The 24,004-nt window shown below is 69.2% G+C and carries 19 protein-coding genes; 4 read left to right on the top strand and 15 right to left on the bottom strand.

The window, feature by feature from the left end; translation table 11 throughout:
* Positions 1 to 52 precede the first annotated feature (52 nt).
* Positions 53 to 2,755, top strand: coding sequence for a fumarate reductase/succinate dehydrogenase flavoprotein subunit (locus AB0D85_RS00540; RefSeq protein ID WP_362313396.1), 2,703 nt, complete (start codon positions 53 to 55; stop codon positions 2,753 to 2,755).
* Positions 2,756 to 2,786: 31 nt separating this feature from the next.
* Here AB0D85_RS00540 and recQ read toward each other — a convergent pair whose 3' ends face one another.
* Complete coding sequence (recQ, locus tag AB0D85_RS00535) at positions 2,787 to 4,769, bottom strand: DNA helicase RecQ (protein ID WP_362313393.1); 1,983 nt, start codon at positions 4,767 to 4,769, stop codon at positions 2,787 to 2,789.
* Positions 4,770 to 5,096: 327 nt separating this feature from the next.
* Between recQ and AB0D85_RS00530 the strand changes: the two genes are divergently transcribed.
* Positions 5,097 to 5,612: a hypothetical protein gene (locus AB0D85_RS00530; protein WP_362311980.1), complete on the top strand. Its 516-nt coding sequence runs from the start codon at positions 5,097 to 5,099 to the stop codon at positions 5,610 to 5,612.
* 87 nt (positions 5,613 to 5,699) lie between these two features.
* On the opposite strand, the gene nuoN is transcribed toward AB0D85_RS00530, so the two are convergent.
* The 14 genes from nuoN to AB0D85_RS00460 are packed head-to-tail and all read right to left on the bottom strand — an operon-like array spanning position 5,700 to position 21,569.
* Positions 5,700 to 7,349 carry an NADH-quinone oxidoreductase subunit NuoN gene (gene nuoN, locus AB0D85_RS00525; RefSeq protein WP_362311979.1) on the bottom strand — a complete coding sequence of 550 codons (1,650 nt, stop codon included), beginning with the start codon at positions 7,347 to 7,349 and terminating at the stop codon, positions 5,700 to 5,702.
* On the bottom strand, positions 7,346 to 8,917 hold the full coding sequence (locus AB0D85_RS00520) for an NADH-quinone oxidoreductase subunit M (RefSeq protein WP_362311977.1): 1,572 nt from the start codon (positions 8,915 to 8,917) through the stop codon (positions 7,346 to 7,348). Before AB0D85_RS00520 ends, nuoN begins: the two co-directional genes overlap by 4 nt.
* Positions 8,918 to 8,922: 5 nt before the next feature.
* On the bottom strand, positions 8,923 to 10,818 hold the full coding sequence (nuoL, locus tag AB0D85_RS00515) for an NADH-quinone oxidoreductase subunit L (RefSeq protein WP_362311975.1): 1,896 nt from the start codon (positions 10,816 to 10,818) through the stop codon (positions 8,923 to 8,925).
* Positions 10,819 to 10,832: 14 nt separating this feature from the next.
* Positions 10,833 to 11,132 carry an NADH-quinone oxidoreductase subunit NuoK gene (gene nuoK, locus AB0D85_RS00510; protein WP_046726439.1) on the bottom strand — a complete coding sequence of 100 codons (300 nt, stop codon included), beginning with the start codon at positions 11,130 to 11,132 and terminating at the stop codon, positions 10,833 to 10,835.
* Complete coding sequence (locus AB0D85_RS00505) at positions 11,129 to 11,971, bottom strand: NADH-quinone oxidoreductase subunit J (protein ID WP_362311973.1); 843 nt, start codon at positions 11,969 to 11,971, stop codon at positions 11,129 to 11,131. The genes nuoK and AB0D85_RS00505 overlap by 4 nt, the downstream gene beginning before the upstream one ends.
* Positions 11,968 to 12,579 (bottom strand): NADH-quinone oxidoreductase subunit NuoI, encoded by a 612-nt coding sequence (gene nuoI, locus AB0D85_RS00500; protein WP_362311971.1) that lies wholly within the window; start codon positions 12,577 to 12,579, stop codon positions 11,968 to 11,970. Before nuoI ends, AB0D85_RS00505 begins: the two co-directional genes overlap by 4 nt.
* Positions 12,572 to 13,945 carry an NADH-quinone oxidoreductase subunit NuoH gene (nuoH, locus tag AB0D85_RS00495; RefSeq protein ID WP_362311970.1) on the bottom strand — a complete coding sequence of 458 codons (1,374 nt, stop codon included), beginning with the start codon at positions 13,943 to 13,945 and terminating at the stop codon, positions 12,572 to 12,574. The genes nuoI and nuoH overlap by 8 nt, the downstream gene beginning before the upstream one ends.
* The gene (locus AB0D85_RS00490) at positions 13,942 to 16,446 is read right to left on the bottom strand and encodes an NADH-quinone oxidoreductase subunit G (protein ID WP_362311968.1); all 2,505 of its coding nucleotides are present in this window, start codon (positions 16,444 to 16,446) and stop codon (positions 13,942 to 13,944) included. Before AB0D85_RS00490 ends, nuoH begins: the two co-directional genes overlap by 4 nt.
* Entirely contained in the window at positions 16,443 to 17,792 is a 1,350-nt protein-coding gene (gene nuoF, locus AB0D85_RS00485; protein WP_362311966.1) for an NADH-quinone oxidoreductase subunit NuoF, read from the bottom strand. The genes AB0D85_RS00490 and nuoF overlap by 4 nt, the downstream gene beginning before the upstream one ends.
* Positions 17,789 to 18,520: an NADH-quinone oxidoreductase subunit NuoE gene (gene nuoE / locus AB0D85_RS00480; RefSeq protein ID WP_362313390.1), complete on the bottom strand. Its 732-nt coding sequence runs from the start codon at positions 18,518 to 18,520 to the stop codon at positions 17,789 to 17,791. The genes nuoF and nuoE overlap by 4 nt, the downstream gene beginning before the upstream one ends.
* Positions 18,521 to 18,564: 44 nt before the next feature.
* A complete protein-coding gene (locus AB0D85_RS00475; protein ID WP_362311964.1) occupies positions 18,565 to 19,905 on the bottom strand; it encodes an NADH-quinone oxidoreductase subunit D in 1,341 nt (446 codons plus the stop codon).
* Positions 19,902 to 20,645, bottom strand: coding sequence for an NADH-quinone oxidoreductase subunit C (locus AB0D85_RS00470; protein ID WP_362311962.1), 744 nt, complete (start codon positions 20,643 to 20,645; stop codon positions 19,902 to 19,904). Before AB0D85_RS00470 ends, AB0D85_RS00475 begins: the two co-directional genes overlap by 4 nt.
* Positions 20,642 to 21,196: an NADH-quinone oxidoreductase subunit B family protein gene (locus AB0D85_RS00465; protein WP_362311960.1), complete on the bottom strand. Its 555-nt coding sequence runs from the start codon at positions 21,194 to 21,196 to the stop codon at positions 20,642 to 20,644. The genes AB0D85_RS00470 and AB0D85_RS00465 overlap by 4 nt, the downstream gene beginning before the upstream one ends.
* Before the next feature lie 13 nt (positions 21,197 to 21,209).
* Positions 21,210 to 21,569, bottom strand: a complete 360-nt coding sequence (locus AB0D85_RS00460; protein ID WP_007383963.1) for an NADH-quinone oxidoreductase subunit A — start codon at positions 21,567 to 21,569, stop codon at positions 21,210 to 21,212.
* Between the two features lie 767 nt (positions 21,570 to 22,336).
* Here AB0D85_RS00460 and AB0D85_RS00455 point away from each other — a divergent pair.
* On the top strand, positions 22,337 to 23,143 hold the full coding sequence (locus AB0D85_RS00455) for a C40 family peptidase (RefSeq protein ID WP_362311958.1): 807 nt from the start codon (positions 22,337 to 22,339) through the stop codon (positions 23,141 to 23,143).
* Between the two features lie 234 nt (positions 23,144 to 23,377).
* On the top strand, positions 23,378 to 24,004 hold the full coding sequence (def, locus tag AB0D85_RS00450; RefSeq protein WP_362311956.1) for a peptide deformylase: 627 nt from the start codon (positions 23,378 to 23,380) through the stop codon (positions 24,002 to 24,004).

Below are 24,004 nucleotides of genomic sequence, written 5' to 3'. Positions count from 1 at the left end.
GGTTCGCGGCGGTCGGGTCGAGCAAGCCCTCTCGTTCTGCCGTTCTGCGCTCATAGCCGTCCGCGGGCAAGGTGCCGGCCACAGCCACTCGATCACCACGCCCCACGAGCGCGATCGTTCAAGATCTGCTTTCGCGACAGACCACCAGGGCGCGAGTGAACAAGCCATGGACGGTGTCAACAACGCGGTCGTCCCGGGTCGGGCCGAGCCCGACGACTACGTCGCCGAGATCACCCGCGCCAATGACGGGATCGTCGACCAGTCCACGGTCCGGCAGACGGCGACGCGTGGTTTTGCCATGGTCCAGCGCCTGGAGTCGTACGGGGTCAAGTTCGAGAAGGACGAGCATGGCGCGTACGCGGTCCGCCAGGTGCATCGCTCCGGTTCGTACGTACTGCCGATGCCGGAAGGCAAGGATGTCCAGAAGGTCCTGTACCGGCAGTTGCGGCGTCGTGAGATGCGGGAGCGGATCCGGATCGAGAACCGGGTGATGCCGGTGCGGGTGCTGACGGCGGCGGGGCGTGCGGTGGGGGCGGCGGGGTTCAACACCCGCACGGGGGCCTTTGTCGTCGTCCGCGCGGGTGCGGTCGTTCTCGCGACCGGTGCGGCCGGGCGGCTCGGGCTTCCCGCCTCCGGGTACCTGTACGGGACGTACGAGAATCCGACCAACGCCGGTGACGGTTACGCCATGGCCTACCACGCGGGCGCGGAGCTGACGGGGATCGAGTGCTTCCAGATCAATCCCCTGATCAAGGACTACAACGGTCCTGCGTGCGCGTACGTCGCCAACCCGTTCGGTGGCTACCAGGTCAACCGGCACGGTGAGCGGTTCGTCGACTCCGACTACTGGTCCGGGCAGATGATGGCCGAGTTCGCCGCCGAGGTCGCCTCCGACCGGGGTCCGGTCTACCTGAAGCTGAGCCATCTGCCCGAGGAGTCGGTCTCCGCCCTGGAGTCGATCCTGCACTCCACAGAGCGGCCCACCCGGGGCACCTTCCATTCCGGGCGGGGGCACGACTACCGGACCCACGACGTCGAGATGCACATCTCCGAGATCGGTCTGTGCGGCGGTCACTCCGCCTCCGGGGTCCGGGTCGACGACCACGCCCGTACGACCGTTCCCCGGCTGTACGCTGCCGGTGACCTGGCCTGTGTCCCGCACAACTACATGATCGGGGCGTTCGTCTTCGGTGATCTGGCGGGTGCGGACGCCGTCCAGTACTCGGCGTACGAAGGGGAGTTGCCGGCCGACCAGGTGCGTGAGGCGCACGAGCTGGTCTACCGTCCGCTGCGCGACCCGGACGGCCCGCCGCAGCCCCAGGTCGAGTACAAGCTGCGCCGCTTCGTGAACGACTACGTGGCCCCGCCGAAGTCCGGGGCCCGGCTCTCCCTCGCCCTGGAGTCGTTCGAGCGGATGCGTGACGACATCGCCGCGATGGGGGCCCGGACCCCGCACGAGCTGATGCGCTGCGCCGAGGTCGGTTTCATCCGTGACTGCGCGGAGATGGCCGCCCGCGCCTCCCTGGCCCGTACGGAGTCCCGCTGGGGTCTCTATCACGACCGGCTCGATCACCCCGAGCGTGACGACGCCTCCTGGTTCCATCATCTCGATCTGCACAAGTCCCCCTCTGGTGCGATGGAGTTCACGGCTCGTCCCGTGGCTCCGTATCTGGTGCCGGTCGAGGAGTTCACCCCGGTCGGCGGTGCGTCCCGGCATATCGGCGAGGTGCGTCCGCTGGACGTGGCGACGGCGGGCGCTCGTGATGTGCCGCCGGTCTCCGCGGGGCCGGTGGCGGCCTCCTCCACCGCGCGGCCCGTGGAGCTCGACCGGGCCGAGCCGGCCTCACCGCGTCTGCTGGAGCTCCTCGCCCTCGCCGAGGAGGAGCCCGAACTCGTCGCCCTCGAGCCTTACTTGGCCGACGTTGATCCTTCGGTCCGCCGTACCGCCGTGTCGGTCCTCACGGAGACGGCGCCGCCGGGCACCGGGCAGGCGCCGGCGGATGCGTTGGCCGACCCCGACGCCGGGGTCCGTTCGGCCGCTGCCGCTTCGCTGCGTGAGCTGGTCGAGACGGTTGTGTCCGATGCGGCTGTGTCCGATGCGGCGCTGCGTGACGCCCTCGCCGGTGCGCTCGCCGTGGCCGATCCGGTCGTCCGTGCCGCCGCGCTCGGTGTGCTGCGGGCGCTGCGTCTGGGCGACGCCGGTCTGTTCGCCGTCTCCTTGTCCGACGCCGATCCGGCGGTGCGGATCGAGGCGGTGCGGGCGCTGGTCTCGGTGGATGCCGCCGATGCCCTGGCCCGTGCCGTCGCCGATCCGTCCCGGGAGGTACGGGTGGCGGTGGCGAAGGCTCTCGGGACGGTGGGGGCCGCCGGAGCCGCCCCGCAGAGGGACGGCATCCTGGATGCCCTCGGCGCGCTCACCGGCGACACCGATGTGCTGGTCCGAGGCGCGGCGTACGAAGCCCTCGCGGGTGTCGGCTGCCCTCCGCCACTGGCGGAGAGTGCCGTGGCCGCGCTGGCCGACCCCGCCTGGCAGGTGCGTGTCGGTGCCGCCAGGGCGCTGGGCGCTGCCGGGGCCGCCGTGGCGGTGCCCGCTCTCGGCAGGTCGTCCCTCGCCGACCCGAACGCCGACGTCCGCAAGGCGGCCGTTCTCGCCCTGTCCCGGCACGCCGGTGTCGAGGAGGCCCGCGCCGCGCTGGCCACGACGACGGCGGACTCCGATGCGGACGTCAGGGCGTATGCGGCAAGGGGGTTGTGAGCGCCCCGGGTGGCTGCCCCGGGCGCTCCCCTTATATCCAGTCCTCCGGCTCCGGCTCCGCGTCCATCTCGGGCCAGTGGTCCTCGTCCCCGGTTCCGGCCGCCGCAGGAGCCGGGGAGGGCGGTGCCTTCAGTGATGCCAGTACTTCGAGGACGCCTTCGCCGTATGTCATCAGCTTCTTCTCGCCGACGCCGCCGACGGTGGCCAGCTCGGCGATCGACTCGGGCCGCCGGCTGACGATCTCCCGCAGGGTGGCGTCGTGGAAGATCACGTATGCCGGGACGCCGTGTTCGCGGGCCTGCTCGGCACGCCAGGCGCGCAGTGCCTCGAACGCGGGGAGCAGTTCCTCGGGCAGCTCTGCCACGGCCGTCTTCGTCTTGCCCGCGCTCTTCCCGGAGGTGCCGGTGGACCGCGAGGCGGCCGGCTTCTTCGGCTCCTTGCGGAGCGGGACCTCTCGTTCCCGCCGCAGTACCGTGCCGCTGGCGTCGGTGAGGACCAGCGTGCCGTACTCGCCTTCGACCGCGAGCAGTCCCTGGGCGAGCAGTTGCCGGACGACGCCCCGCCATTCGCCTTCGTCGAGGTCGGCGCCGATGCCGAAGACGGACAGCTGGTCGTGGTCGAACTGTATGACCTTGCCGGTGCGCTTGCCGAGCAGGATGTCGACGATCTGCACGGCCCCGAACTTCTGCCCGCGTTCGCGCTGCAGTCGTACCACTGTGGAGAGGACCTTCTGGGCGGCGATGGTGCCGTCCCAGGTCTCGGGCGGGGTGAGGCAGGTGTCGCAGTTGCCGCAGCCCGTCGGGTCGGGGTCCTGGCCGAAGTAGTTCAGCAGCTGTCCGCGGCGGCACTGGGCGGTCTCGCACAGGGCGAGCATGGAGTCGAGGTGGGCCTGGGCGCGGCGGCGGAAGGCCTCGTCGCCCTCGCCGGACTGGATGAGCTTGCGCTGCTGTATGACGTCGTTGAGGCCGTAGGCCATCCAGGCGGTGGAGGGCAGGCCGTCGCGGCCGGCGCGGCCGGTCTCCTGGTAGTAGCCCTCGACGGACTTGGGCAGGTCGAAGTGGGCGACGAAGCGGACGTCGGGTTTGTCGATGCCCATGCCGAAGGCGATGGTGGCGACCACGACCAGGCCGTCCTCGCGGAGGAAGCGGGACTGGTGGGCCGCGCGGGTGGCCGCGTCGAGGCCGGCGTGGTAGGGCACGGCCTCGATGCCGTTGTGTGAAAGGAATTCCGCGGTGGACTCGACGGACTTGCGGGAGAGGCAGTAGACGATGCCCGCGTCGCCCTCGTGTTCCTGGCGGAGGAAGGTGAGCAGCTGTTTCTTGGGGTCGGCCTTGGGGACGATCCGGTACTGGATGTTGGGCCGGTCGAAGCTGGCCACGAAGTGCCGGGCCGTCGGCATGTGCAGCCGCTGGGTGATCTCCTGGTGGGTCGCGTGGGTGGCGGTGGCCGTGAGCGCGATCCGCGGGACGTCCGGCCAGCGCTCGCCGAGGAGGGAGAGGGCCAAGTAGTCGGGGCGGAAGTCGTGTCCCCACTGGGAGACGCAGTGCGCTTCGTCGATCGCGAAGACGGCGATCTTGCCGCGGCCGAGCAGGTCCAGCGTGGAGTCCAGGCGGAGCCGCTCGGGGGCCAGGTAGAGCAGGTCGAGCTCTCCCGCGAGGAACTGTGCTTCGACCACGCGCCGCTCGTCGAAGTCCTGGGTGGAGTTGATGAACCCGGCGTTCACGCCGAGGGCGCGCAGGGCGTCCACCTGGTCCTGCATGAGGGCGATGAGTGGTGAGACCACGACGCCCGTACCCGGTCTGACCAGGGCGGGGATCTGGTAGCACAGTGACTTTCCGCCGCCGGTCGGCATGAGGACGACGGCGTCGCCGCCCGCCACCACGTGCTCGATGATCGCTTCCTGCTCGCCTCGGAAGGCGTCGTACCCGAAGACCCGGTGCAGGGTGCCCAGTGCCTCGCTGTCCACCGGTCCGGGCGTCTGCCGCGCCCCCGGTGTCTCGGTCGTCCCTGGCATCTCGTCGGTTCCGCCCGTCCCGCCCATCGTCGTGTCCCCCGTACGTCGTCCCTCGACCACTGCCTCCACGATAGGGGTCCGGACCGACAGCGCCGGAGTTATCCACAGGCTGGGGTCCGGAAGGGGGACGGGAAGTGGGTGTCGCCCTTCCATCGGCATCCCCCCATCTGGCTGTGCCCCCGCCCGGCGGTGTCCTCAGTCCTTTGGCCGTCTCCGCGTGGCGGGCCGGATGCGGTGCGGGCCATGCTGCACGGGCGGGACCGGGGAGACCCGCGTTGCAAGGAGGCGCCGTACTCACGTGCCTCTTCCGCCCCGAGGAGCATCAGGATGTCTCTCAGGTCCCGCACCGTCGGCGCCGTTCTGACGCTGGCCGTGCCGTTCGCTCTGGCCGCGGTTCCCGCCGACTCGGCTCCCGTCCCGGAGGCCGACCCGTTCGTGTGGACGGATCTGACCCCGACGTACACGGCGACGGCGGACTATCAGTACGAGCCGTTCGCGATCACGGACGGATACAGGCGCGCCGACACCTGTGACCGGACCGGCCGGGGAGGGGCGGGCTACCACTACGTCACATCGGCCGGCCTCGGCAGCCTGGACCCGGCCGAGCCCGCGGGTCTCCTCTACGAGTCGGACACCGACGGCAGCCGTGCCCTGGTCGGGGTGGAGTGGATCGTGCCCGCCGGCACCGGCAGCACCGTGCCGACGCTGTTCGGGCAGACGTTCCAGGGGCCGACGACGGTTCCCGGTGTCCCGGGGTCCGTGTACACGTTGCGTGCCTGGATCTGGAAGGACAATCCGAGCGGTCTGTTCGCGCCGTGGAACCCGACGGTGAAGTGCCCGTAGCCCTGTGCCGCGCACGTGCGCGTGGGCATGGGCGTGGGCCCCGGTTCCTCCGCGAGGAACCGGGGCCCGTGGCCGTAAAGGACGGCTTCAGCGCACGAACACGCCCGCCTGGCTCGCCAGGTCCAGGAAGTACTGCGGTGCCACGCCGAGCACCAGCGTGACCGCCACGCCCACTCCGATCACCGCCATGGTCAGCGGTGACGGCACGGCGACCGTGGGGCCCTCGGGCCGCGGTTCGCTGAAGAACATCAGGACGATCACGCGGATGTAGAAGAACGCGGCGATCGCCGACGAGATCACACCGATCACGACCAGCGGGGCCGCCCCGCCTTCCGCCGCCGCCTTGAACACGGCGAACTTCCCGGCGAAGCCGGAGGTCAGCGGGATGCCGGCGAAGGCCAGCAGGAACACCGCAAAGACGGCCGCGACCAGCGGTGAGCGGCGGCCAAGGCCGGCCCACTTGGACAGGTGTGTGGCCTCGCCGCCCGCGTCGCGCACCAGGGTGACCACGGCGAAGGCGCCGATGGTCACGAAGGAGTACGCGGCCAGGTAGAAGAGGACGGACGACACGCCGTCCTTCGAGGTCGCGATGACACCCGCGAGGATGAATCCGGCGTGGGCGATCGACGAGTACGCGAGCAGTCGCTTGATGTCGGTCTGGGTGATCGCGACGATCGCGCCGCCCAGCATGGTGATGATCGCGACGCCCCACATGACCGGCCGCCAGTCCCAGCGCATGCCGGGCAGGACGACGTAGAGCAGCCGCAGCAGCGCGCCGAAGGCGGCGACCTTCGTGGCCGCGGCCATGAAGCCGGTCACCGGGGTGGGTGCGCCCTGGTAGACGTCGGGCGTCCACATGTGGAAGGGGACCGCGCCGACCTTGAAGAGCAGGCCCATGACGACCATCGCGGCGCCGATCAGCAGCAGCGCGTCGTTGCCCATGGTGTTGGCAAGGGCCGGGTCGACGTTGGTGACGCTGCCGTCGACGACCTGGGCGATTGTGGCGTACGAGACGGAGCCGGCGTAGCCGTAGAGCATGGCGATGCCGAACAGGGTGAACGCGGAGGCGAAGGCGCCGAGCAGGAAGTACTTGACGGCGGCTTCCTGCGACATGAGGCGCTTGCGGCGGGCCAGGGCGCACATCAGGTAGAGCGGGAGGGAGAAGACCTCCAGGGCCACGAAGAGCGTCAGCAGGTCGTTGGCCGAGGGGAACACCAGCATGCCCGCGACCGCGAAGAGCAGGAGCGGGAAGACCTCGGTGGTGGTGAAGCCGGCCTTGACGGCGGCCTTCTCGGTGTCGCTGCCGGGGACTGCGGCGGCCTGGGCGGCGAAGGAGTCGACGCGGTTGCCGTGGGCGGCCGGGTCGAGGCGGCGTTCGGCGAAGGTGAACAGGCCGAGGAGGCCGGCCAGCAGGATCGTTCCCTGCAGGAACAGGGACGGTCCGTCGACGGCGATCGCGCCCATGGCGGCGATGTGCGCCTTCGTGGTGCCGTATCCGTCCGCGGCCAGTGCGACGACCGCCGCGAAAGCCGCGCACAGCGCCACTGCGGAGACGAACACCTGTGCGTAGTAGCGGGATTTGCGCGGGACGAACGCCTCGACCAGGATCCCGACGATCGCCGCGCCGACGACGATCAGGGTGGGCGACAACTGTCCGTATTCGATCTTCGGCGCCTGGAACTTCGTGATCGGCTCGGCCGCGGTTGTCCACAGGCTGTGGACGGCTGCTGTGCTCACTTGGCCGCCTCCACCGGGGGCTTGGGGTCGGTCTTGTGTACGTCCGACATGGTCTGCTTGACCGCCGGGTTGACGATGTCCGTGACGGGCTTCGGATAGACGCCCAGGAAGATCAGCAGGACGATCAGCGGGGCGACGACCACGAGTTCACGCGCGCGCAGGTCGGGCATCGCGGAGACCTCCGGCTTCACCGGGCCCGTCATCGTCCGCTGGTAGAGGACGAGGGTGTAGAGCGCGGCGAGGACGATGCCGAAGGTGGCGATGATCCCGATCGCCGGGTAGCGCGTGAACGTGCCGACCAGGACGAGGAATTCGCTCACGAAGGGCGCGAGGCCCGGCAGGGACAGGGTTGCCAGGCCGCCGATCAGGAAGGTGCCGGCGAGCACCGGGGCGACCTTCTGCACACCGCCGTAGTCGGCGATGAGCCGGGAGCCGCGGCGGGAGATCAGGAAGCCGGCGACCAGCATCAGCGCGGCCGTCGAGATGCCGTGGTTGACCATGTAGAGGGTGGCGCCGGACTGGCCCTGGCTGGTCATCGCGAAGATGCCCAGGATGATGAAGCCGAAGTGCGAGATCGACGCGTAGGCGACCAGGCGCTTGATGTCCCGCTGCCCGACGGCGAGCAGTGCGCCGTAGATGATGCTGATCAGGGCGAGGACGAGGATGACGGGCGTCGCCCACTTGCTGGCCTCTGGGAAGAGCTGGAGGCAGAAGCGGAGCATCGCGAACGTGCCCACCTTGTCGACGACCGCGGTGATGAGGACGGCGACGGGGGCGGTGGACTCCTGCATGGCGTTGGGCAGCCAGGTGTGCAGCGGCCACAGCGGCGCCTTCACCGCGAAGGCGAAGAAGAAGCCGAGGAACAGCCAGCGCTCGGTGCTGGTCGCCATGTGCAGGGTGCCGTTCGCGCGAGCCTGCGCGATCTCCGTGAGGGAGAAGTTCCCGGCGACCACGTAGAGGCCGATCACCGCGGCCAGCATGATCAGCCCGCCGACCAGGTTGTAGAGGAGGAACTTCACCGCGGCGTACGACCGTTGCGTGGACGCCGCCGCCTCGCCCTGCGCGTGGGCGCGGTCGCCGAAGCCGCCGATGAGGAAGTACATCGGGATGAGCATGGCTTCGAAGAAGATGTAGAAGAGAAAGACGTCGGTGGACTCGAAGGAGATGATCACCATCGCCTCGACGGCCAGGATCAGGGCGAAGAAGCCCTGGGTCGGCCGCCACCGCCTGCTTCCGGTCTCCAGCGGGTCGGCGTCGTGCCAGCCCGCCAGGATGATGAACGGCATCAGCAGGGCGGTCAGTGCGATCAGGGCGACCGCGATGCCGTCCACGCCGAGGTCGTACCTGACGCCGAAGTCCGCGATCCAGGGACGCGATTCGGTGAGCTGGTAGCGGGCGCCGCCCGGGTCGAAGCGGACCAGGATGACGATCGCCAGCGCCAGGGTGGCGAGCGAGACCAGCAGCGCGAGCCATTTGGCGGCGGTGCGCCGTGCGGCCGGTACGGCGGCCGTGGCGACCGCGCCGACGGCCGGGAGTGCCGCCGTCGCTGTCAGCAGAGGAAAGGACATCGGTATCAGACCGCCCTCATCAGCAGGGTCGCGGCGACCAGGAGGGCCGCGCCGCCGAACATCGAGACCGCGTACGAGCGCGCATAGCCGTTCTGGAGTTTGCGCAGTCGGCCGGAGAGTCCGCCGAAGCCCGCCGCCGTGCCGTTGACGACCCCGTCGACCAGGGTGTGGTCGACGTACACCAGGGAGCGGGTGAGGTGTTCGCCGCCGCGGACGAGGACGACGTGGTTGAAGTCGTCCTGGAGGAGGTCACGGCGGGCCGCGCGGGTGAGCAGCGAACCGCGCGGGGCGACGGCCGGGACGGGACGGCGGCCGTACTGCAGGTAGGCGATGCCGACGCCGATGATCAGGCACACCATGGTGGCGCCGGTGACGACGCCCGCGCTGATCGGGGAGTTGCCCTCGCTGTGTCCGGTGATCGGCTCCAGCCAGTGCAGGAAGCGGTCGCCGATGCTGAAGAACGCGCCGCCGAAGACCGAGCCGACCGCCAGGACGATCATCGGGATGGTCATGACCTTCGGGGACTCGTGCGGGTGCGGCTCGTGACCGTGCTCGTCGGGCTGCCAGCGCTTCTCGCCGAAGAAGGTCATCAGCATCACGCGCGTCATGTAGAACGCGGTGATGGCCGCGCCGACCAGGGCGCAGGTGCCGAGGATCCAGCCCTCGGCGCCGCCCTTGGCGAACGCCGCCTCGATGATCTTGTCCTTGGAGAAGAAGCCGGACAGTCCCGGGAAGCCGATGATCGCGAGGTAGCCGAGGCCGAAGGTGATGAAGGTGACCGGCATGTATGTGCGCAGGCCGCCGTACTTGCGCATGTCGACCTCGTCGTTCATGCCGTGCATGACGGAACCGGCGCCGAGGAAGAGGCCTGCCTTGAAGAAGCCGTGGGTCACCAGGTGCATGATCGCGAAGACGTAGCCGATCGGGCCGAGGCCCGCGGCGAGGATCATGTAGCCGATCTGCGACATGGTCGAGCCGGCGAGGGCCTTCTTGATGTCGTCCTTGGCGCAACCGACGATCGCACCGAAGAGGAGGGTGACGGCGCCGACGACGGTGACGGCCAGCTGGGCGTCGGGGGCCGCGTTGAAGATGGCTCCGGAGCGGACGATCAGGTAGACGCCCGCGGTCACCATGGTCGCCGCGTGGATGAGGGCGGAGACCGGGGTCGGGCCCTCCATGGCGTCCCCGAGCCAGGACTGCAGCGGCACCTGGGCGGACTTGCCGCAGGCGGCGAGCAGCAGCATCAGGCCGATCGCGGTGAGCTTGCCCTGGGAGGCGTCGGTCGCGTGGCTGAAGACCGGGCCGAAGGCGAACGTGCCGAACGTCGTGAACATCAGCATGATCGCGATCGACAGGCCCATGTCGCCGACGCGGTTGACCAGGAAGGCCTTCTTGGCCGCCGTGGCCGCGCTGGGCTTGTGCTGCCAGAAGCCGATCAGCAGGTACGAGGCGAGACCGACGCCCTCCCAGCCGACGTACAGCAGCAGGTAGTTGTCGGCGAGGACGAGCAGCAGCATCGCCGCGAGGAACAGGTTGAGGTAGCCGAAGAAGCGGCGGCGGCGCTCGTCGTGCTCCATGTACCCGACCGAGTACAGGTGGATGAGCGAGCCGACGCCGGTGATCAGCAGGACGAACGTCATCGACAGCTGGTCGAGGCGGAAGGTGACGTCCGCCTGGAAGCTGCCGACGGAGATCCACGTCCACAGGTGCTGGGTGAGCGTGCGGTGTTCGGCGTTCTTGCCCAGCAGGTCGGCGAAGAGGATCACGCCGAACACGAAGGAAGTCGTCGAAAGGAGCGTGCCGATCCAGTGGCCCACGGCGTCCAGGCGGCGGCCGCCGACCAGGAGGACGGCCGCTCCGAGCAGGGGCGCCGCGATCAGCAGCGCAATCAGGTTCTCCACGATTCAGCGACCCCCTACAGCTTCATGAGGCTGGCGTCGTCGACCGAGGCCGAGTGGCGGGTACGGAACAGCGACACGATGATCGCGAGCCCGACCACGACCTCCGCGGCGGCGACGACCATCGTGAAGAAGGCGATGATCTGGCCGTCGAGATTGCCGTGCATGCGGGAGAAGACGACGAACGCGAGGTTGCAGGCGTTGAGCATCAGCTCGATGCACATGAAGACGACGATCGCGTTCCGTCTGATCAGCACACCGGTGGCGCCGATCGTGAACAACAGGGCGGCGAGGTAGAGGTAGTAGACGGGGTTCACTTCGACGCCTCCTCGGGCCGCTTGTGGTTCCCGGGCTCGATCGGGCCGCGCTCCAGCCGTTCCTCGGCGCGTTGTTCCAGGGCCCGCAGGTCGCCCAGCGCCTGCGCCGACACGTCACGGATCTGGCCGCGGTCGCGGAGTGTCTTGCTGACCGTGAGCTCGGACGGGGTGCCGTCGGGCAGCAGGCCGGCGATGTCGACGGCGTTGTGCCGGGCGTAGACACCGGGGGCGGGCAGCGGCGGCAGGTGCTTGCCGTCGCGGACGCGCTGTTCGGCCTGCTCGCGCTGGGTCTTGGCGCGCTCGGTGCGCTCGCGGTGGGTGAGCACCATGGCGCCGACGGCGGCCGTGATGAGCAGGGCGCCGGTGATTTCGAAGGCGAAGACGTACTTGGTGAAGATGAGGGCGGCGAGGCCCTCCACATTGCCGTTGGCGTTGGCCTGGCCGGTGCCGTCGAAGTCCTTCAGGGAAGCGTTGGCGATGCCCGCGAGGAGCAGGACGCCGAAGCCGACCCCGCAGAGAAGGGCCAGCCAGCGCTGGCCCTTGATGGTCTCCTTCAGCGAGTCGGCGGCGGTCACGCCGACGAGCATCACCACGAAGAGGAACAGCATCATGATCGCGCCGGTGTAGACGACGATCTGCACGATGCCGAGGAAGTAGGCACCGTTGGCGAGGTAGAACACCGCCAGGACGATCATGGTTCCGGCGAGGGAGAGCGCGCTGTGCACGGCCTTCTTCATGAAGACGGTGCCCAGGGCGCCGAGCAAGGCGACGGTACCGAGGACCCAGAACTGGAAGGCCTCACCGGTGGAGGTGGTGTAGGCGGCGAGCTGAGGGCTCATGCTTCCACCTCCTCGTCCTCCGGCCGCTCTCCCTTGGAGACGGCCACCTGGCGTACGGTCCCGGGCGCGGCCTCGGTCACCAGGCCCCGGTAGTAGTCCTGTTCGTCGGTCCCCGGGAAGATCGCGTGGGGGGTGTCGACCATGCCCTCTTCGAGGCCGGCGAGCAGCTGTTCCTTGGTGTAGATGAGGTTGGCGCGGCTGGTGTCGGCCAGTTCGAACTGGTTGGTCATCGTGAGCGCGCGCGTGGGGCACGCCTCGATGCACAGGCCGCACAGGATGCAGCGGGCGTAGTTGATCTGGTAGACGCGGCCGTAGCGCTCGCCCGGCGAGTAGCGCTCCTCGTCGGTGTTGTCGGCGCCTTCCACGTAGATGGCGTCGGCGGGGCAGGCCCAGGCGCACAGCTCGCAGCCGACGCACTTCTCCAGGCCGTCCGGATGGCGGTTGAGCTGGTGCCGTCCGTGGAACCGCGGGGCCGTGGTCTTCTTCTGTTCCGGGTACTGCTCGGTCAGCCGCTTCTTGAACATGGCCTTGAAGGTCACGCCGAAGCCGGCCACGGGGTTCAGGAAGCCAGGCTTCAACTGCTCGGTCTCCTTGGGCTCCTCAGCCATCGGACGCCTCCTTTCCATCCGTAGTTCCGTCACTCACAGTGTCGGTCCCGCCACTGACAATCAGCTCCCGCTCCCGGCGGGGGCTGCGCCGGGGCACCGGTGGCAGTTCCTGTCCGGGCAGCGGTGGTACGGGGAATCCGCCCGCCATCGGGTCGAATCCGGCCGGCTCCGCGGCGGGCTGCTCGGCCTGGCCGCTCTTGTCGCCCTTGTCGCGGAACATGTCGACGACGAAGGACAGGAGCAGCAGGGCGAGGACTCCGCCGCCGACGTAGAGGGCGATGTCGGCGAAGTCGTAGTTCTGGTTGCGCAGGGTCCGTACGGTCGCGACGAGCATCAGCCAGACGACCGAGACCGGGATGAGGACCTTCCAGCCGAGCTTCATCAGCTGGTCGTAGCGCACGCGCGGGAGCGTGCCGCGCAGCCAGACGAAGAAGAACAGCAGCAGGACGACCTTGGCGACGAACCAGAGCATCGGCCACCAGCCGTGGTTGGCGCCGGCCCAGACGGTGCTGATCGGCCACGGGGCGCGCCAGCCGCCGAGGAACAGGGTGGTCGACACCGCCGAGACGGTCACCATGTTGACGTACTCGGCGAGCATGAACATCGCGAACTTGATCGACGAGTACTCGGTGTTGAAGCCGCCGACCAGGTCGCCCTCGGACTCCGGCATGTCGAAGGGGGCGCGGTTGGTCTCGCCGACCATGGTGACGATGTAGAGGATGAACGAGACCGGCAGCAGCAGGATGTACCACCGGTCCTGCTGCTGGGCGACGATCGTCGACGTCGACATCGACCCGGAGTAGAGGAACACGGAGGCGAACGCGGCGCCCATGGCGATCTCGTAGGAGATCATCTGTGCGCAGGAGCGGAGGCCGCCGAGGAGCGGGTAGGTGGATCCGGAGCTCCAGCCGGCGAGGACGATGCCGTAGATGCCGACCGAGGCGACCGCGAGGATGTAGAGCATCGCGATCGGCAGGTCGGTGAGCTGCATCGTGGTGCGGTGACCGAAGATCGAGACCTCGTTGTCGGCGGGGCCGAACGGGATGACCGCGATCGCCATGAACGCCGGGATGGCCGCGATGATCGGCGCGAGGATGTAGACGACCTTGTCGGCGCGTTTGACGACGACGTCTTCCTTGAGCATCAGTTTGATGCCGTCGGCGAGCGACTGGAGCATGCCCCAGGGGCCGTGCCGGTTGGGGCCGATACGCAGCTGCATCCAGGCGACGACCTTGCGCTCCATGACGATGGAGATCAGCACGGTCACCATCAGGAACGCGAAGCAGAAGACCGCCTTGACGACGACCAGCCACCAGGGGTCGCGGCCGAACATGGAGAGGTCTTCAGCGGCGAGGTACGGGTTCATGCCTCCACCTCCTTGGGAGCCTCACCGGCGGTGGCCGCCGGGCCGATGCGGACGAGGGAGCCGGGCAGGGTTCCCGTGTCGGAGGCGGCGCCGCCGCCCACGGAGTTCAGCGGGAGCCAGACCACGCGGTCGGGCATCTCGGTGATCTGGAGCGGGAGTTCGACGGTCCCGGAGCCCCCGGTGACGGCGATGAGCTCGCCGTTGCCGATGCCGGCCTCGGCGGCGGTCGCGGCGGACACGCGCGCGTGGGCGGCGTGCCGGGTGCCGGCGAGCGCCTCGTCGCCCTCCTGGAGGACACCGTGGTCGAGGAGGAGCCGGTGTCCGGCGAGCACGGCCTCCCCGGCCGCGGGCCTGGGCAGCGACACCGACGTCTCCGCCGGTTCCGAGGCCCTCGTCCCGTCCCAGGCGCCGAGCCGGTCCAGTTCCGCACGCGCGGTGCGCAGATCCGGCAGGCCGAGATGGACGTCCATGGCGTCGGCGAGCATCTGCAGCACGCGCGCGTCGGTGGGCGCGAGCCGGCGGGTCATCTGGTCGGGCTTGAGGGCGGCCTCGAAGAGGCGTGCCCGGCCTTCCCAGTTGAGGAAGGTGCCGGCCTTCTCGGGGACCGCGGCGACCGGGAGGACGACGTCGGCGTGCTCGGTGACCTCGCTGGGCCGCAGCTCCAGGGAGACCAGGAAGCCGACGCCTTCGAGTGCCGCACGCGCGCGTGCCGGGTCGGGCAGGTCGGCGACCTCGACGCCGGCGACCAGCAGGGCGGACAGTTCGCCGCGGGCGGCGGCCTCGATGATCTGGCCCGTGTCGCGGCCGTAGCGGAGCGGGAGTTCGGAGACGCCCCAGGCGGCGGCGACCTCTTCACGCGCGCGTGGGTCGGTGGCCGGGCGGCCGCCCGGCAGCAGCGACGGCAGCGCGCCCGCCTCGACCGCGCCGCGTTCCCCGGCCCGGCGCGGGATCCACACCAGCTGGGCGCCGGTGGCGGTGGCGGCGCGTACGGCGGCGGTGAATCCGCCGGCGACCGACGCCAGCCGTTCGCCTACGACGATCACCGCGCCCTCGGTGCGCAGCGCCTCGGCGGCCCGGGTGCCGGGTTCCTCCAGGCCGACGCCGCCGGCGAGGGCGTCGAGCCATTCGGTCTCGGTGCCGGGCGCGGCCGGCAGCAGGGTGCCGCCCGCCTTCTCCAGACCGCGCGTGGCGTACGTGGCGAGGGAGTACACCTTCTGTTTGCGCTTGCGCCAGGCCTTGCGCAGCCGCAGGAAGACGCCGGGGGCCTCCTCCTCCGACTCGAATCCGACCAGGAGGACGGCGGGTGCCTTCTCCAGGGAGGTGTAGGTGACGCCCGTGCCGTCGAGGTCACGGCCGCGTCCCGCGATGCGGGCGGCCAGGAAGTCGGCCTCCTCGCTGCTGTGCACGCGCGCGCGGAAGTCGATGTCGTTGGTGTCGAGCGCCACGCGCGCGAACTTGCTGTACGCGTAGGAGTCCTCGACGGTGAGCCGTCCGCCGGTGAGGACGCCGGCCCGGGAGCGGGCGGCGGCAAGTCCCCGCGCGGCCGCGTCGAGGGCCTCCGGCCAGGAGGCGGGTTCGAGGACGCCCTGGGCGCCTCGGACCAGCGGGGTCTCCAGGCGGTCCTTCTGATGCGCGTACCGGAACGCGAAGCGTCCCTTGTCGCAGATCCACTCCTCGTTGACCTCGGGGTCGTTGGCGGCGAGCCGCCGCATGACCTTGCCGCGCCGGTGGTCGGTGCGGGTGGCGCAGCCGCCCGAGCAGTGCTCGCACACGGACGGCGAGGAGATCAGGTCGAAGGGGCGGGAGCGGAAGCGATACGCCGCCGAGGTCAGCGCGCCCACCGGGCAGATCTGGATGGTGTTGCCGGAGAAGTACGACTCGAACGGGTCGCCCTCGCCGGTGCCGACCTGCTGGAGCGCGCCGCGTTCCAGGAGTTCGATCATCGGGTCGCCGGCGACCTGGTTGGAGAACCGGGTGCAGCGTGCGCACAGCACGCACCGCTCGCGGTCGAGGAGCACCTGGGTGGAGATCGGGACGGGCTTGGCGTAGGTGCGCTTCCTGCCGTCGAAGCGGGACTCGGCGTTGCCGTGGGACATCGCCTGGTTCTGCAGCGGGCACTCGCCGCCCTTGTCGCAGACCGGGCAGTCCAGCGGGTGGTTGATGAGCAGCAGCTCCATCACCCCGTGCTGGGCCTTCTCGGCCACGGGTGAGGTGAGGTGAGTCTTCACCACCATCCCGTCCGTACAGGTGATCGTGCAGGACGCCATGGGCTTGCGCTGGCCCTCGACCTCGACGATGCACTGGCGGCAGGCGCCGGCCGGGTCCAGCAGGGGGTGGTCGCAGAAGCGCGGGATCTCGATGCCGAGTTGTTCGGCGGCGCGGATGACCAGGGTGCCCTTGGGCACGCTGATCTCGGCGCCGTCGATCGTCAGCGTGACGAGGTCCTCCGGCGGGACCGCCGCCGTTCCCCCCGAGGAGGGGGAACTCGTGGTCACGGTCATGCGTTCACCTCCGGGCGGTCCGCCCAGGCCGTCGACTTGGCCGGGTCGAAGGGGCAGCCCCGGCCCGTGATGTGCTGTTCGTACTCCTCGCGGAAGTACTTGAGCGAGGAGAAGATCGGGGATGCGGCGCCGTCGCCGAGGGCGCAGAAGGACTTGCCGTTGATGTTGTCGGCGATGTCGTTCAGCTTGTCGAGGTCGGACATCACGCCCTTGCCGGCCTCGATGTCGCGCAGCAGCTGCACCAGCCAGTAGGTGCCTTCGCGGCAGGGGGTGCACTTGCCGCAGGACTCGTGGGCGTAGAACTCGGTCCAGCGGGTGACGGCGCGGACGACGCAGGTGGTCTCGTCGAAGCACTGCAGGGCTTTGGTGCCCAGCATGGAACCCGCGGCGCCCACTCCTTCGTAGTCGAGGGGGACGTCGAGGTGCTCGTCGGTGAACATCGGTGTCGAGGAGCCGCCGGGCGTCCAGAACTTGAGGCGGTGGCCGGGGCGCATCCCGCCGCTCATGTCGAGGAGCTGGCGCAGGGTGATGCCGAGCGGTGCCTCGTACTGGCCGGGGCTGGTGACATGGCCGCTGAGGGAGTAGAGCGTGAAGCCGGGCGACTTCTCGCTCCCCATCGACCTGAACCATTCCTTGCCGTTTTTCAGGATGGCGGGAACCGAGGCGATGGACTCGACGTTGTTCACAACAGTCGGGCAGGCATAGAGCCCTTCGACGGCCGGGAAGGGGGGACGCAGCCGCGGTTGGCCGCGGCGGCCTTCGAGCGAGTCGAGCAGTGCGGTCTCCTCACCGCAGATGTACGCGCCGGCGCCGGCGTGCACGGTGAGGGTCAGGTCGAGACCGCTGCCGAGGATGTTCTCGCCGAGATAGCCGGCCTCCTGGGCCTCGCGCACGGCCTCGTGCAACCGCCGCAGGACGGGGACGACTTCACCACGCAGATAGATGAAGGCATGCGACGACCGGATGGCATAACACGCGATCACGATGCCCTCGATGAGGCTGTGCGGGTTCGCGAAGAGGAGCGGGATGTCCTTGCAGGTCCCGGGCTCCGATTCGTCGGCGTTGACAACTAGATAGTGCGGTTTGCCGTCTCCCTGCGGAATGAACTGCCACTTCATCCCGGTCGGGAACCCCGCGCCGCCGCGGCCGCGCAGCCCGGACTCCTTGACGTAGGCGATCAGGTCGTCCGGTGACATCGCGAGCGCCTTGCGGAGCCCCTCGTACCCTTCGTGCCTTCGGTAGACGTCCAGCGTCCAGGACCGGTCCTCGTCCCAGAAGGCCGACAGCACGGGTGCGAGCAGCTTCTCGGGGCTGGTGTCCTTGAGGTCGGGTACCACCGTCATCACTCCCCCTCCTCTGCGGGCGGCGTGTCCTGGGACCCCTGGGCACGCGGATGGACCACGCGCGCGGGTGCGGTCTCTCCCCTGGCCAGGCGGAGGCCGACCAGCGAGGCGGGTCCCGCGCCGCCGCTCTCCTCGACGGCCCCGGGACGCTCGTCGGGGAAGCCGGCGAGGATGCGCGCGGTCTCCTTGAAGGTGCACACGCGGGCCCCGCGGGTGGGTTCGACGTCCCGGCCGGCGCGCAGGTCGTCGACCAGGCGCTTGGCGCTCGCCGGGGTCTGGTTGTCGAAGAACTCCCAGTTGACCATCACGACCGGGGCGAAGTCGCAGGCCGCGTTGCACTCGATGTGCTCCAGGGTGACCTTGCCGTCGTCGGTGGTCTCGCCGTTGCCGACGCCCAGGTGCTCCTGGAGGGTCTCGAAGATCGCGTCGCCGCCCATCACCGCGCACAGGGTGTTGGTGCAGACGCCCACCTGGTAGTCGCCGGAGGGCCTGCGCCGGTACATGGTGTAGAAGGTGGCGACGGCGGTGACCTCGGCCGTGGTCAGCTCCAGGACGTCCGCGCAGAACTGCATCCCGGTGCGCGTGACGTGCCCTTCCTCCGACTGCACGAGATGCAGCAACGGCAGCAGGGCGGACCGGGAGTCGGGGTAGCGGGCGATGATGTCGCGCGCGTCCGTCTCCAGGCGGGCCCGGACGTCGTCCGGATACGCGGGCGCGGGCAGCTCGGGCATGCCCAGGCTGACGCCCCGCTCCGTAGAGGACGTGGAAGAGGTGTTCACCGGTCGACGCCTCCCAGTACGGGGTCGATGGAAGCGATGGCGACGATGACGTCGGCCACCTGGCCGCCCTCGCACATCGCCGCGATGGCCTGGAGGTTGGCGAAGGACGGGTCGCGGAAGTGGACCCGGTAGGGGCGGGTGCCGCCGTCGGAGACCGCGTGCACCCCGAGTTCGCCCTTGGGTGACTCGACCGCCGTGTAGACCTGTCCGGGCGGGACCCGGAAGCCCTCGGTGACCAGCTTGAAGTGGTGGATCAGGGCCTCCATGGAGGTGCCCATGATCTTCTTGATGTGGTCGAGGGAGTTGCCGAGTCCGTCCGGTCCCAGGGCGAGCTGGGCGGGCCAGGCGATCTTCTTGTCGGCGACCATGACCGGACCGGGCTGCAGCCGGTCCAGGCACTGTTCGACGATCCTGAGCGACTGGCTCATCTCCTCCAGGCGGACCAGGAAGCGGCCGTAGGCGTCGCAGGTGTCGGCGGTCGGGACGTCGAACTCGTAGTTCTCGTAGCCGCAGTACGGCTGGCTCTTGCGCAGGTCGTGCGGGAGACCCGTGGCGCGCAGGATGGGCCCGGTGGCGCCGAGGGCCATGCAGCCGGCCAGGTCGAGGTAGGCGATGTCCTGCATGCGGGCCTTGAAGATGGGGTTCCCGGTGGCGAGCTTGTCGTACTCCGGAAGGTTCTTCCGCATCTTCTTGATGAACTCGCGGATCTGGTCCACCGCGCCGGGCGGCAGGTCCTGGGCGAGTCCGCCGGGGCGGATGAACGCGTGGTTCATCCGCAGGCCGGTGATGAGCTCGAACAGGTCGAGAATCATTTCACGATCACGGAATCCGTAGATCATGATCGTGGTGGCGCCCAGCTCCATGCCGCCCGTGGCGATGGCGACCAGGTGGGAGGAGATCCGGTTCAGCTCCATCAGGAGCACCCGGATGATCGTGGCGCGGTCGGTGACCTGGTCGTCGATGCCGAGGAGTTTCTCGACGGCGAGACAGTAGGCGGTCTCGTTGAAGAAGGACGTCAGGTAATCCATGCGCGTGACGAAGGCGGAGCCCTGCGTCCACGTGCGGTACTCGGTGTTCTTCTCGATGCCGGTGTGCAGATAGCCGATGCCGCAGCGGGCCTCGGTGACGGTCTCGCCGTCGATCTCCAGGATGATCCGGAGCACTCCATGGGTGGAGGGGTGCTGGGGACCCATGTTGACGACGATGCGCTCGTCGTCGGCGCGGACCGCGGACTGGACGATCTCGTCCCAGTCGCCACCGGTGACCGTATATACGGTGCCCTCGGTGGTCTCGCGCGCCGAGGCGGCCGACGCGGCGGATGTGGACTGTGTGCTCACGAGTACGACCTCCGCTGGTCCGGAGCCGGGATCTGGGCGCCCTTGTACTCGACGGGGATGCCGCCGAGCGGGTAGTCCTTGCGCTGCGGATGGCCCTGCCAGTCGTCCGGCATGATGATCCGGGTCAGGGCCGGGTGACCGTCGAAGACGATCCCGAAGAAGTCGTAGGTCTCCCGCTCGTGCCAGTCGTTGGTCGGATAGACCTCGACCAGGGACGGGATGTGCGGGTCGGCGTCCGGGGCGCTGACCTCGAGGCGGATCAGCCGGTTGTGGGTGATCGAGCGCAGGTGGTAGACGGCGTGCAGCTCGCGGCCCTTGTCGTGGGGATAGTGGACGCCGCTGACGCCGGTGCACAGCTCGAAGCGGAGCGCCGGGTCGTCGCGCAGGGTGCGGGCGACGCGGAGCAGGTGCTCGCGTTCGATGTGGAAGGTGAGTTCGCCGCGGTCGACGACCGTCTTCTCGATGGCGTTGGCGGGCAGGAGTCCCTGTTCCTCCAGGGCGCCCTCCAGTTCGTCGGCGACCTCGTCGAACCAGCCGCCGTAGGGGCGGGCCGCCGGTCCCGGGAGTCGGACCGAGCGGACCAGGCCGCCGTAGCCGGAGGTGTCGCCGCCGTTGTTGGCGCCGAACATGCCGCGCTGGACGCGGATCTCCTCACCGCCCTGGCCGCGCTGGCCGGGGAGGTTGTCGGCGGCGAGGTCCTTCTCGGGGTTGACCCCGTTGTGGCCGTTCGCGTCGCTCACCGCAGCAGCCCCTTCATCTCGATCGTCGGCAGGGCCTTGAGCGCCGCCTCCTCCGCCTCGCGGGCGGCTTCCTCGGCGTTGACGCCGAGCTTGGAGGTCTGGATCTTGTGGTGGAGCTTGAGGATCGCGTCCATCAGCATCTCGGGGCGCGGCGGGCAGCCCGGCAGGTAGATGTCGACGGGGACGATGTGGTCGACGCCCTGGACGATGGCGTAGTTGTTGAACATGCCGCCCGAGGAGGCGCAGACGCCCATGGAGATCACCCACTTGGGGTTGGGCATCTGGTCGTAGACCTGGCGCAGGACGGGCGCCATCTTCTGGCTGACCCGGCCGGCGACGATCATCAGGTCGGCCTGGCGCGGTGAGCCGCGGAAGACCTCCATGCCGAACCGTGCCAGGTCGTACCTGCCCGCGCCCGCCGTCATCATTTCGAAGGCGCAGCAGGCGAGGCCGAAGGTGGCGGGGAAGACGGACGCCTTGCGCACCCAGCCCGCGGCCTGCTCGACGGTGGTCAGCAGGAATCCGCTCGGCAGCTTTTCTTCGAGTCCCATGTCTATTGGCCCCTCAGTCCCATTCCAGGCCGCCGCGCCGCCATACGTACGCGTACGCGACGAAGACGGTGAGCACGAAGAGCAGCATCTCCACGAGCCCGAAAACACCCAGGGCGTCGAAGGTGACGGCCCAGGGGTAGAGGAAGACGATCTCGATGTCGAAGACGATGAAGAGCATCGCCGTCAGGTAGTACTTGATCGGAAAACGCCCGCCGCCGGCCGGCGTGGGGGTCGGCTCGATACCGCACTCGTAGGCTTCGAGTTTGGCGCGGTTGTACCGCTTCGGACCGATCAGCGTGGCCATGACCACGGAGAAGATCGCAAAGCCTGCCCCGAGGGCTCCCAGTACGAGGATGGGCGCATACGCGTTCACCGCTCCTCGCTCCTCTCAGTCGGCACTGACTGGTGGCGGTTCGGCCGGGCTCCCACCCGCCTCAGCCGTCACACGAACCCCGCGCGTCCCGGGCGAAGATCGCGAACATGTGAAGCAGGTCACAAGCCCAACTGCCTCGCATCTTATGCCCGCCGCTCTGTGATCTGCGACACGGGGTATTACACAAGCTTTGTGATCTCCACCACCTGACGATCGATCATGAAGTCGGATGAGTGGTGATCTTCATACGCGAAGCGTTCAGGTGATCACCAGAAGTGACATTTTCGATCGTCACTGCAGGCGGGAGGGGGTTCCGAGTGGGCGTCTCTATATCAAGAGAGTTCCCCTGCATGCAAATTGGAGATGGACCGGGCGTGCTGATAGTGGACCGCATTCACACATCGGAGGGAGGCGCGGGACGCGATGTGGACGCGTGCACGCGTTCACGAACTCGAGGGGCTCCGCTCCTGCCCCGATCCCCGCGCGAGACGCACCCCTCCTGGTGACCGTTCCGTGACCTCCGCCACATCGATGAGAGGCGTCTGAGAACGGGGCTTGGCCAACGACCGCAACCGATGGTAGGCGGCGGGCAATTCGGGCGTAATGGCGAAAGAACGTGATCACAGGCGTGATCACGGACGCCCGCAATGTCCGTTACGGCGTCAATAAAGAACGACACGCGAGGGATTTACGGTCTCGATTGAACAACTGTGGCGCAGGACACGTTTCTTGAAGATATGAAGGAGCCCCTGGTACCGGTTATCCCCATGTCCCACACCGCTCACATACGCAGCCACCGGAAGCCCCGCCGCAGCGCGACAACGAACATCGCCGTGCGCGCCGGAGTTGCCAGTGGCGTCCTCGGCATGGCAGCGGCGGGCGCGGCGTCGGCGAGTGCCGCCGAACCCGTGACGCAGACGCTCGAACTGCCCACTCTGACGGCCGACCTGGCCACTCAGGTGGCCCAGTCCGCCGACGCCACGCAGCAGACCGCGGCGAACTACACGCTCCAGACCGAGCGTGACGCGGCCGCCGCAAAGGCCGCGAAGCAGGCCAAGGCGGACCTCGCCGACGCGAAGCAGAAGGCCGAGGCCAAGAAGAAGAAGGCCGAGGAGGCCCGTAAGGCGGCCGCAGAGCGCGCTTCGCGCAACGCCGAGCGGACCACCCTCAGTGCCACCTCCACGAGCTCCAGCACCTCCACGAGCACGTCCACGGCGACGGGTTCGGCCGCCGCGGTGGTCGCCTTCGTGAAGGCGCAGATCGGCGACGCCTACGTCTCCGGCGGCACGGGCCCCAACTCGTGGGACTGCTCGGGTCTCGTCCAGGCCGCCTTCAAGTCGGTCGGCGTCAGCCTGCCGCGGGTCTCCCAGGACCAGTCGACGCAGGGCACCCAGGTCTCGCTGAGCAACCTCCAGCCCGGCGACATCCTCTACTGGGGCAGCGCAGGCAGCGCGTACCACGTGGCGGTGTACGTCGGCGACGGCATGTTCGTCGGCGCGCAGAACCCGTCCAGCGGCGTCGGGGAGCACCCGCTGTCGTACGACCCGCCGACCGGCGCGGTGCGGGTGCTCTGACCAACCCGGACAACCCGGGCAACCCGAATAACTCGGGCACCACACAAGCACGGTAGGGCCGCAGCCGCTCGGGGGCAGCGGCCCTTCCGGCTTTCCACGGGCCGCTCGTGAACGTTTTCCACAGGTCGGCCCGGCGGGTTTTCCACAGGCCCCCCGCGAAGCCGGTGGCTCCTGGGATCCTCGATGCAGGCCGCTCGCACGGAGCGGCCCGAGACCCACGAAGGAGACACCGCGATGCCACGCGTCTTCGTCCAGGGAACCCCCATGGACCACTTCCCCCGGCACGCCCCCGAGGCCGGGCGCGGTTCGGTGCGCCGGATCACCGAGACCGGTGAGGAAGTCCTGCACAAGCCGTGCCGGGACGTCACGGAGTTCGGGCCCGACCTCGCCGCACTCATCGACGACATGTTCCTCACCATGTACATCGCCGACGGAGCCGGCCTCGCGGCCAACCAGGTCGGGATCGATCTGCGGCTGTTCGTGTACGACTGCCCCGACGACGACGGTGTCCGACATGTCGGACACATTGTCAATCCCGTACTGGAGACCCAGGACCCGGCCGAGCGTCGGCTGCTCGACGACTGCGAGGGCTGCCTGTCGGTGCCGGGTGCCGTCATGGACGTACCGCGACCGGACCGGGCGGTCGTGCGCGGACAGGACAAGGACGGCAATCCGCTCACCCTTGAGGGAACGGGGTATTTCGCCCGCTGTCTCGCGCACGAGACGGACCATGTGAACGGGCGCGTGTATCTCGACCGGCTCTCGAAGCGCGAGCGGAAGGAAGCGCTGAGGCAGGTGGCGGACCGGCGGGAGGACGTCTACGCCCGCCGGGCCGCCAACATCGAGGCGACCGGCTCCTAG

Source organism: Streptomyces sp. NPDC048277 (assembly GCF_040652235.1).
Lineage (GTDB): Bacteria > Actinomycetota > Actinomycetes > Streptomycetales > Streptomycetaceae > Streptomyces.
This window is presented reverse-complemented; position numbering and strand designations above follow the sequence as displayed.

Coding starts and splice junctions, on each gene's coding strand:
- recQ (WP_362313393.1), bottom strand. CDS start 4,769: ATGCCAGGGACGACCGAGACACCGGGGGCGCGGCAGACGCCCGGACCG.
- AB0D85_RS00530 (WP_362311980.1), top strand. CDS start 5,097: ATGTCTCTCAGGTCCCGCACCGTCGGCGCCGTTCTGACGCTGGCCGTG.
- AB0D85_RS00520 (WP_362311977.1), bottom strand. CDS start 8,917: ATGTCCTTTCCTCTGCTGACAGCGACGGCGGCACTCCCGGCCGTCGGC.
- AB0D85_RS00505 (WP_362311973.1), bottom strand. CDS start 11,971: ATGAGCCCTCAGCTCGCCGCCTACACCACCTCCACCGGTGAGGCCTTC.
- nuoI (WP_362311971.1), bottom strand. CDS start 12,579: ATGGCTGAGGAGCCCAAGGAGACCGAGCAGTTGAAGCCTGGCTTCCTG.
- nuoH (WP_362311970.1), bottom strand. CDS start 13,945: ATGAACCCGTACCTCGCCGCTGAAGACCTCTCCATGTTCGGCCGCGAC.
- AB0D85_RS00490 (WP_362311968.1), bottom strand. CDS start 16,446: ATGACCGTGACCACGAGTTCCCCCTCCTCGGGGGGAACGGCGGCGGTC.
- nuoE (WP_362313390.1), bottom strand. CDS start 18,520: ATGCCCGAGCTGCCCGCGCCCGCGTATCCGGACGACGTCCGGGCCCGC.
- AB0D85_RS00465 (WP_362311960.1), bottom strand. CDS start 21,196: ATGGGACTCGAAGAAAAGCTGCCGAGCGGATTCCTGCTGACCACCGTC.
- AB0D85_RS00455 (WP_362311958.1), top strand. CDS start 22,337: ATGTCCCACACCGCTCACATACGCAGCCACCGGAAGCCCCGCCGCAGC.
- def (WP_362311956.1), top strand. CDS start 23,378: ATGCCACGCGTCTTCGTCCAGGGAACCCCCATGGACCACTTCCCCCGG.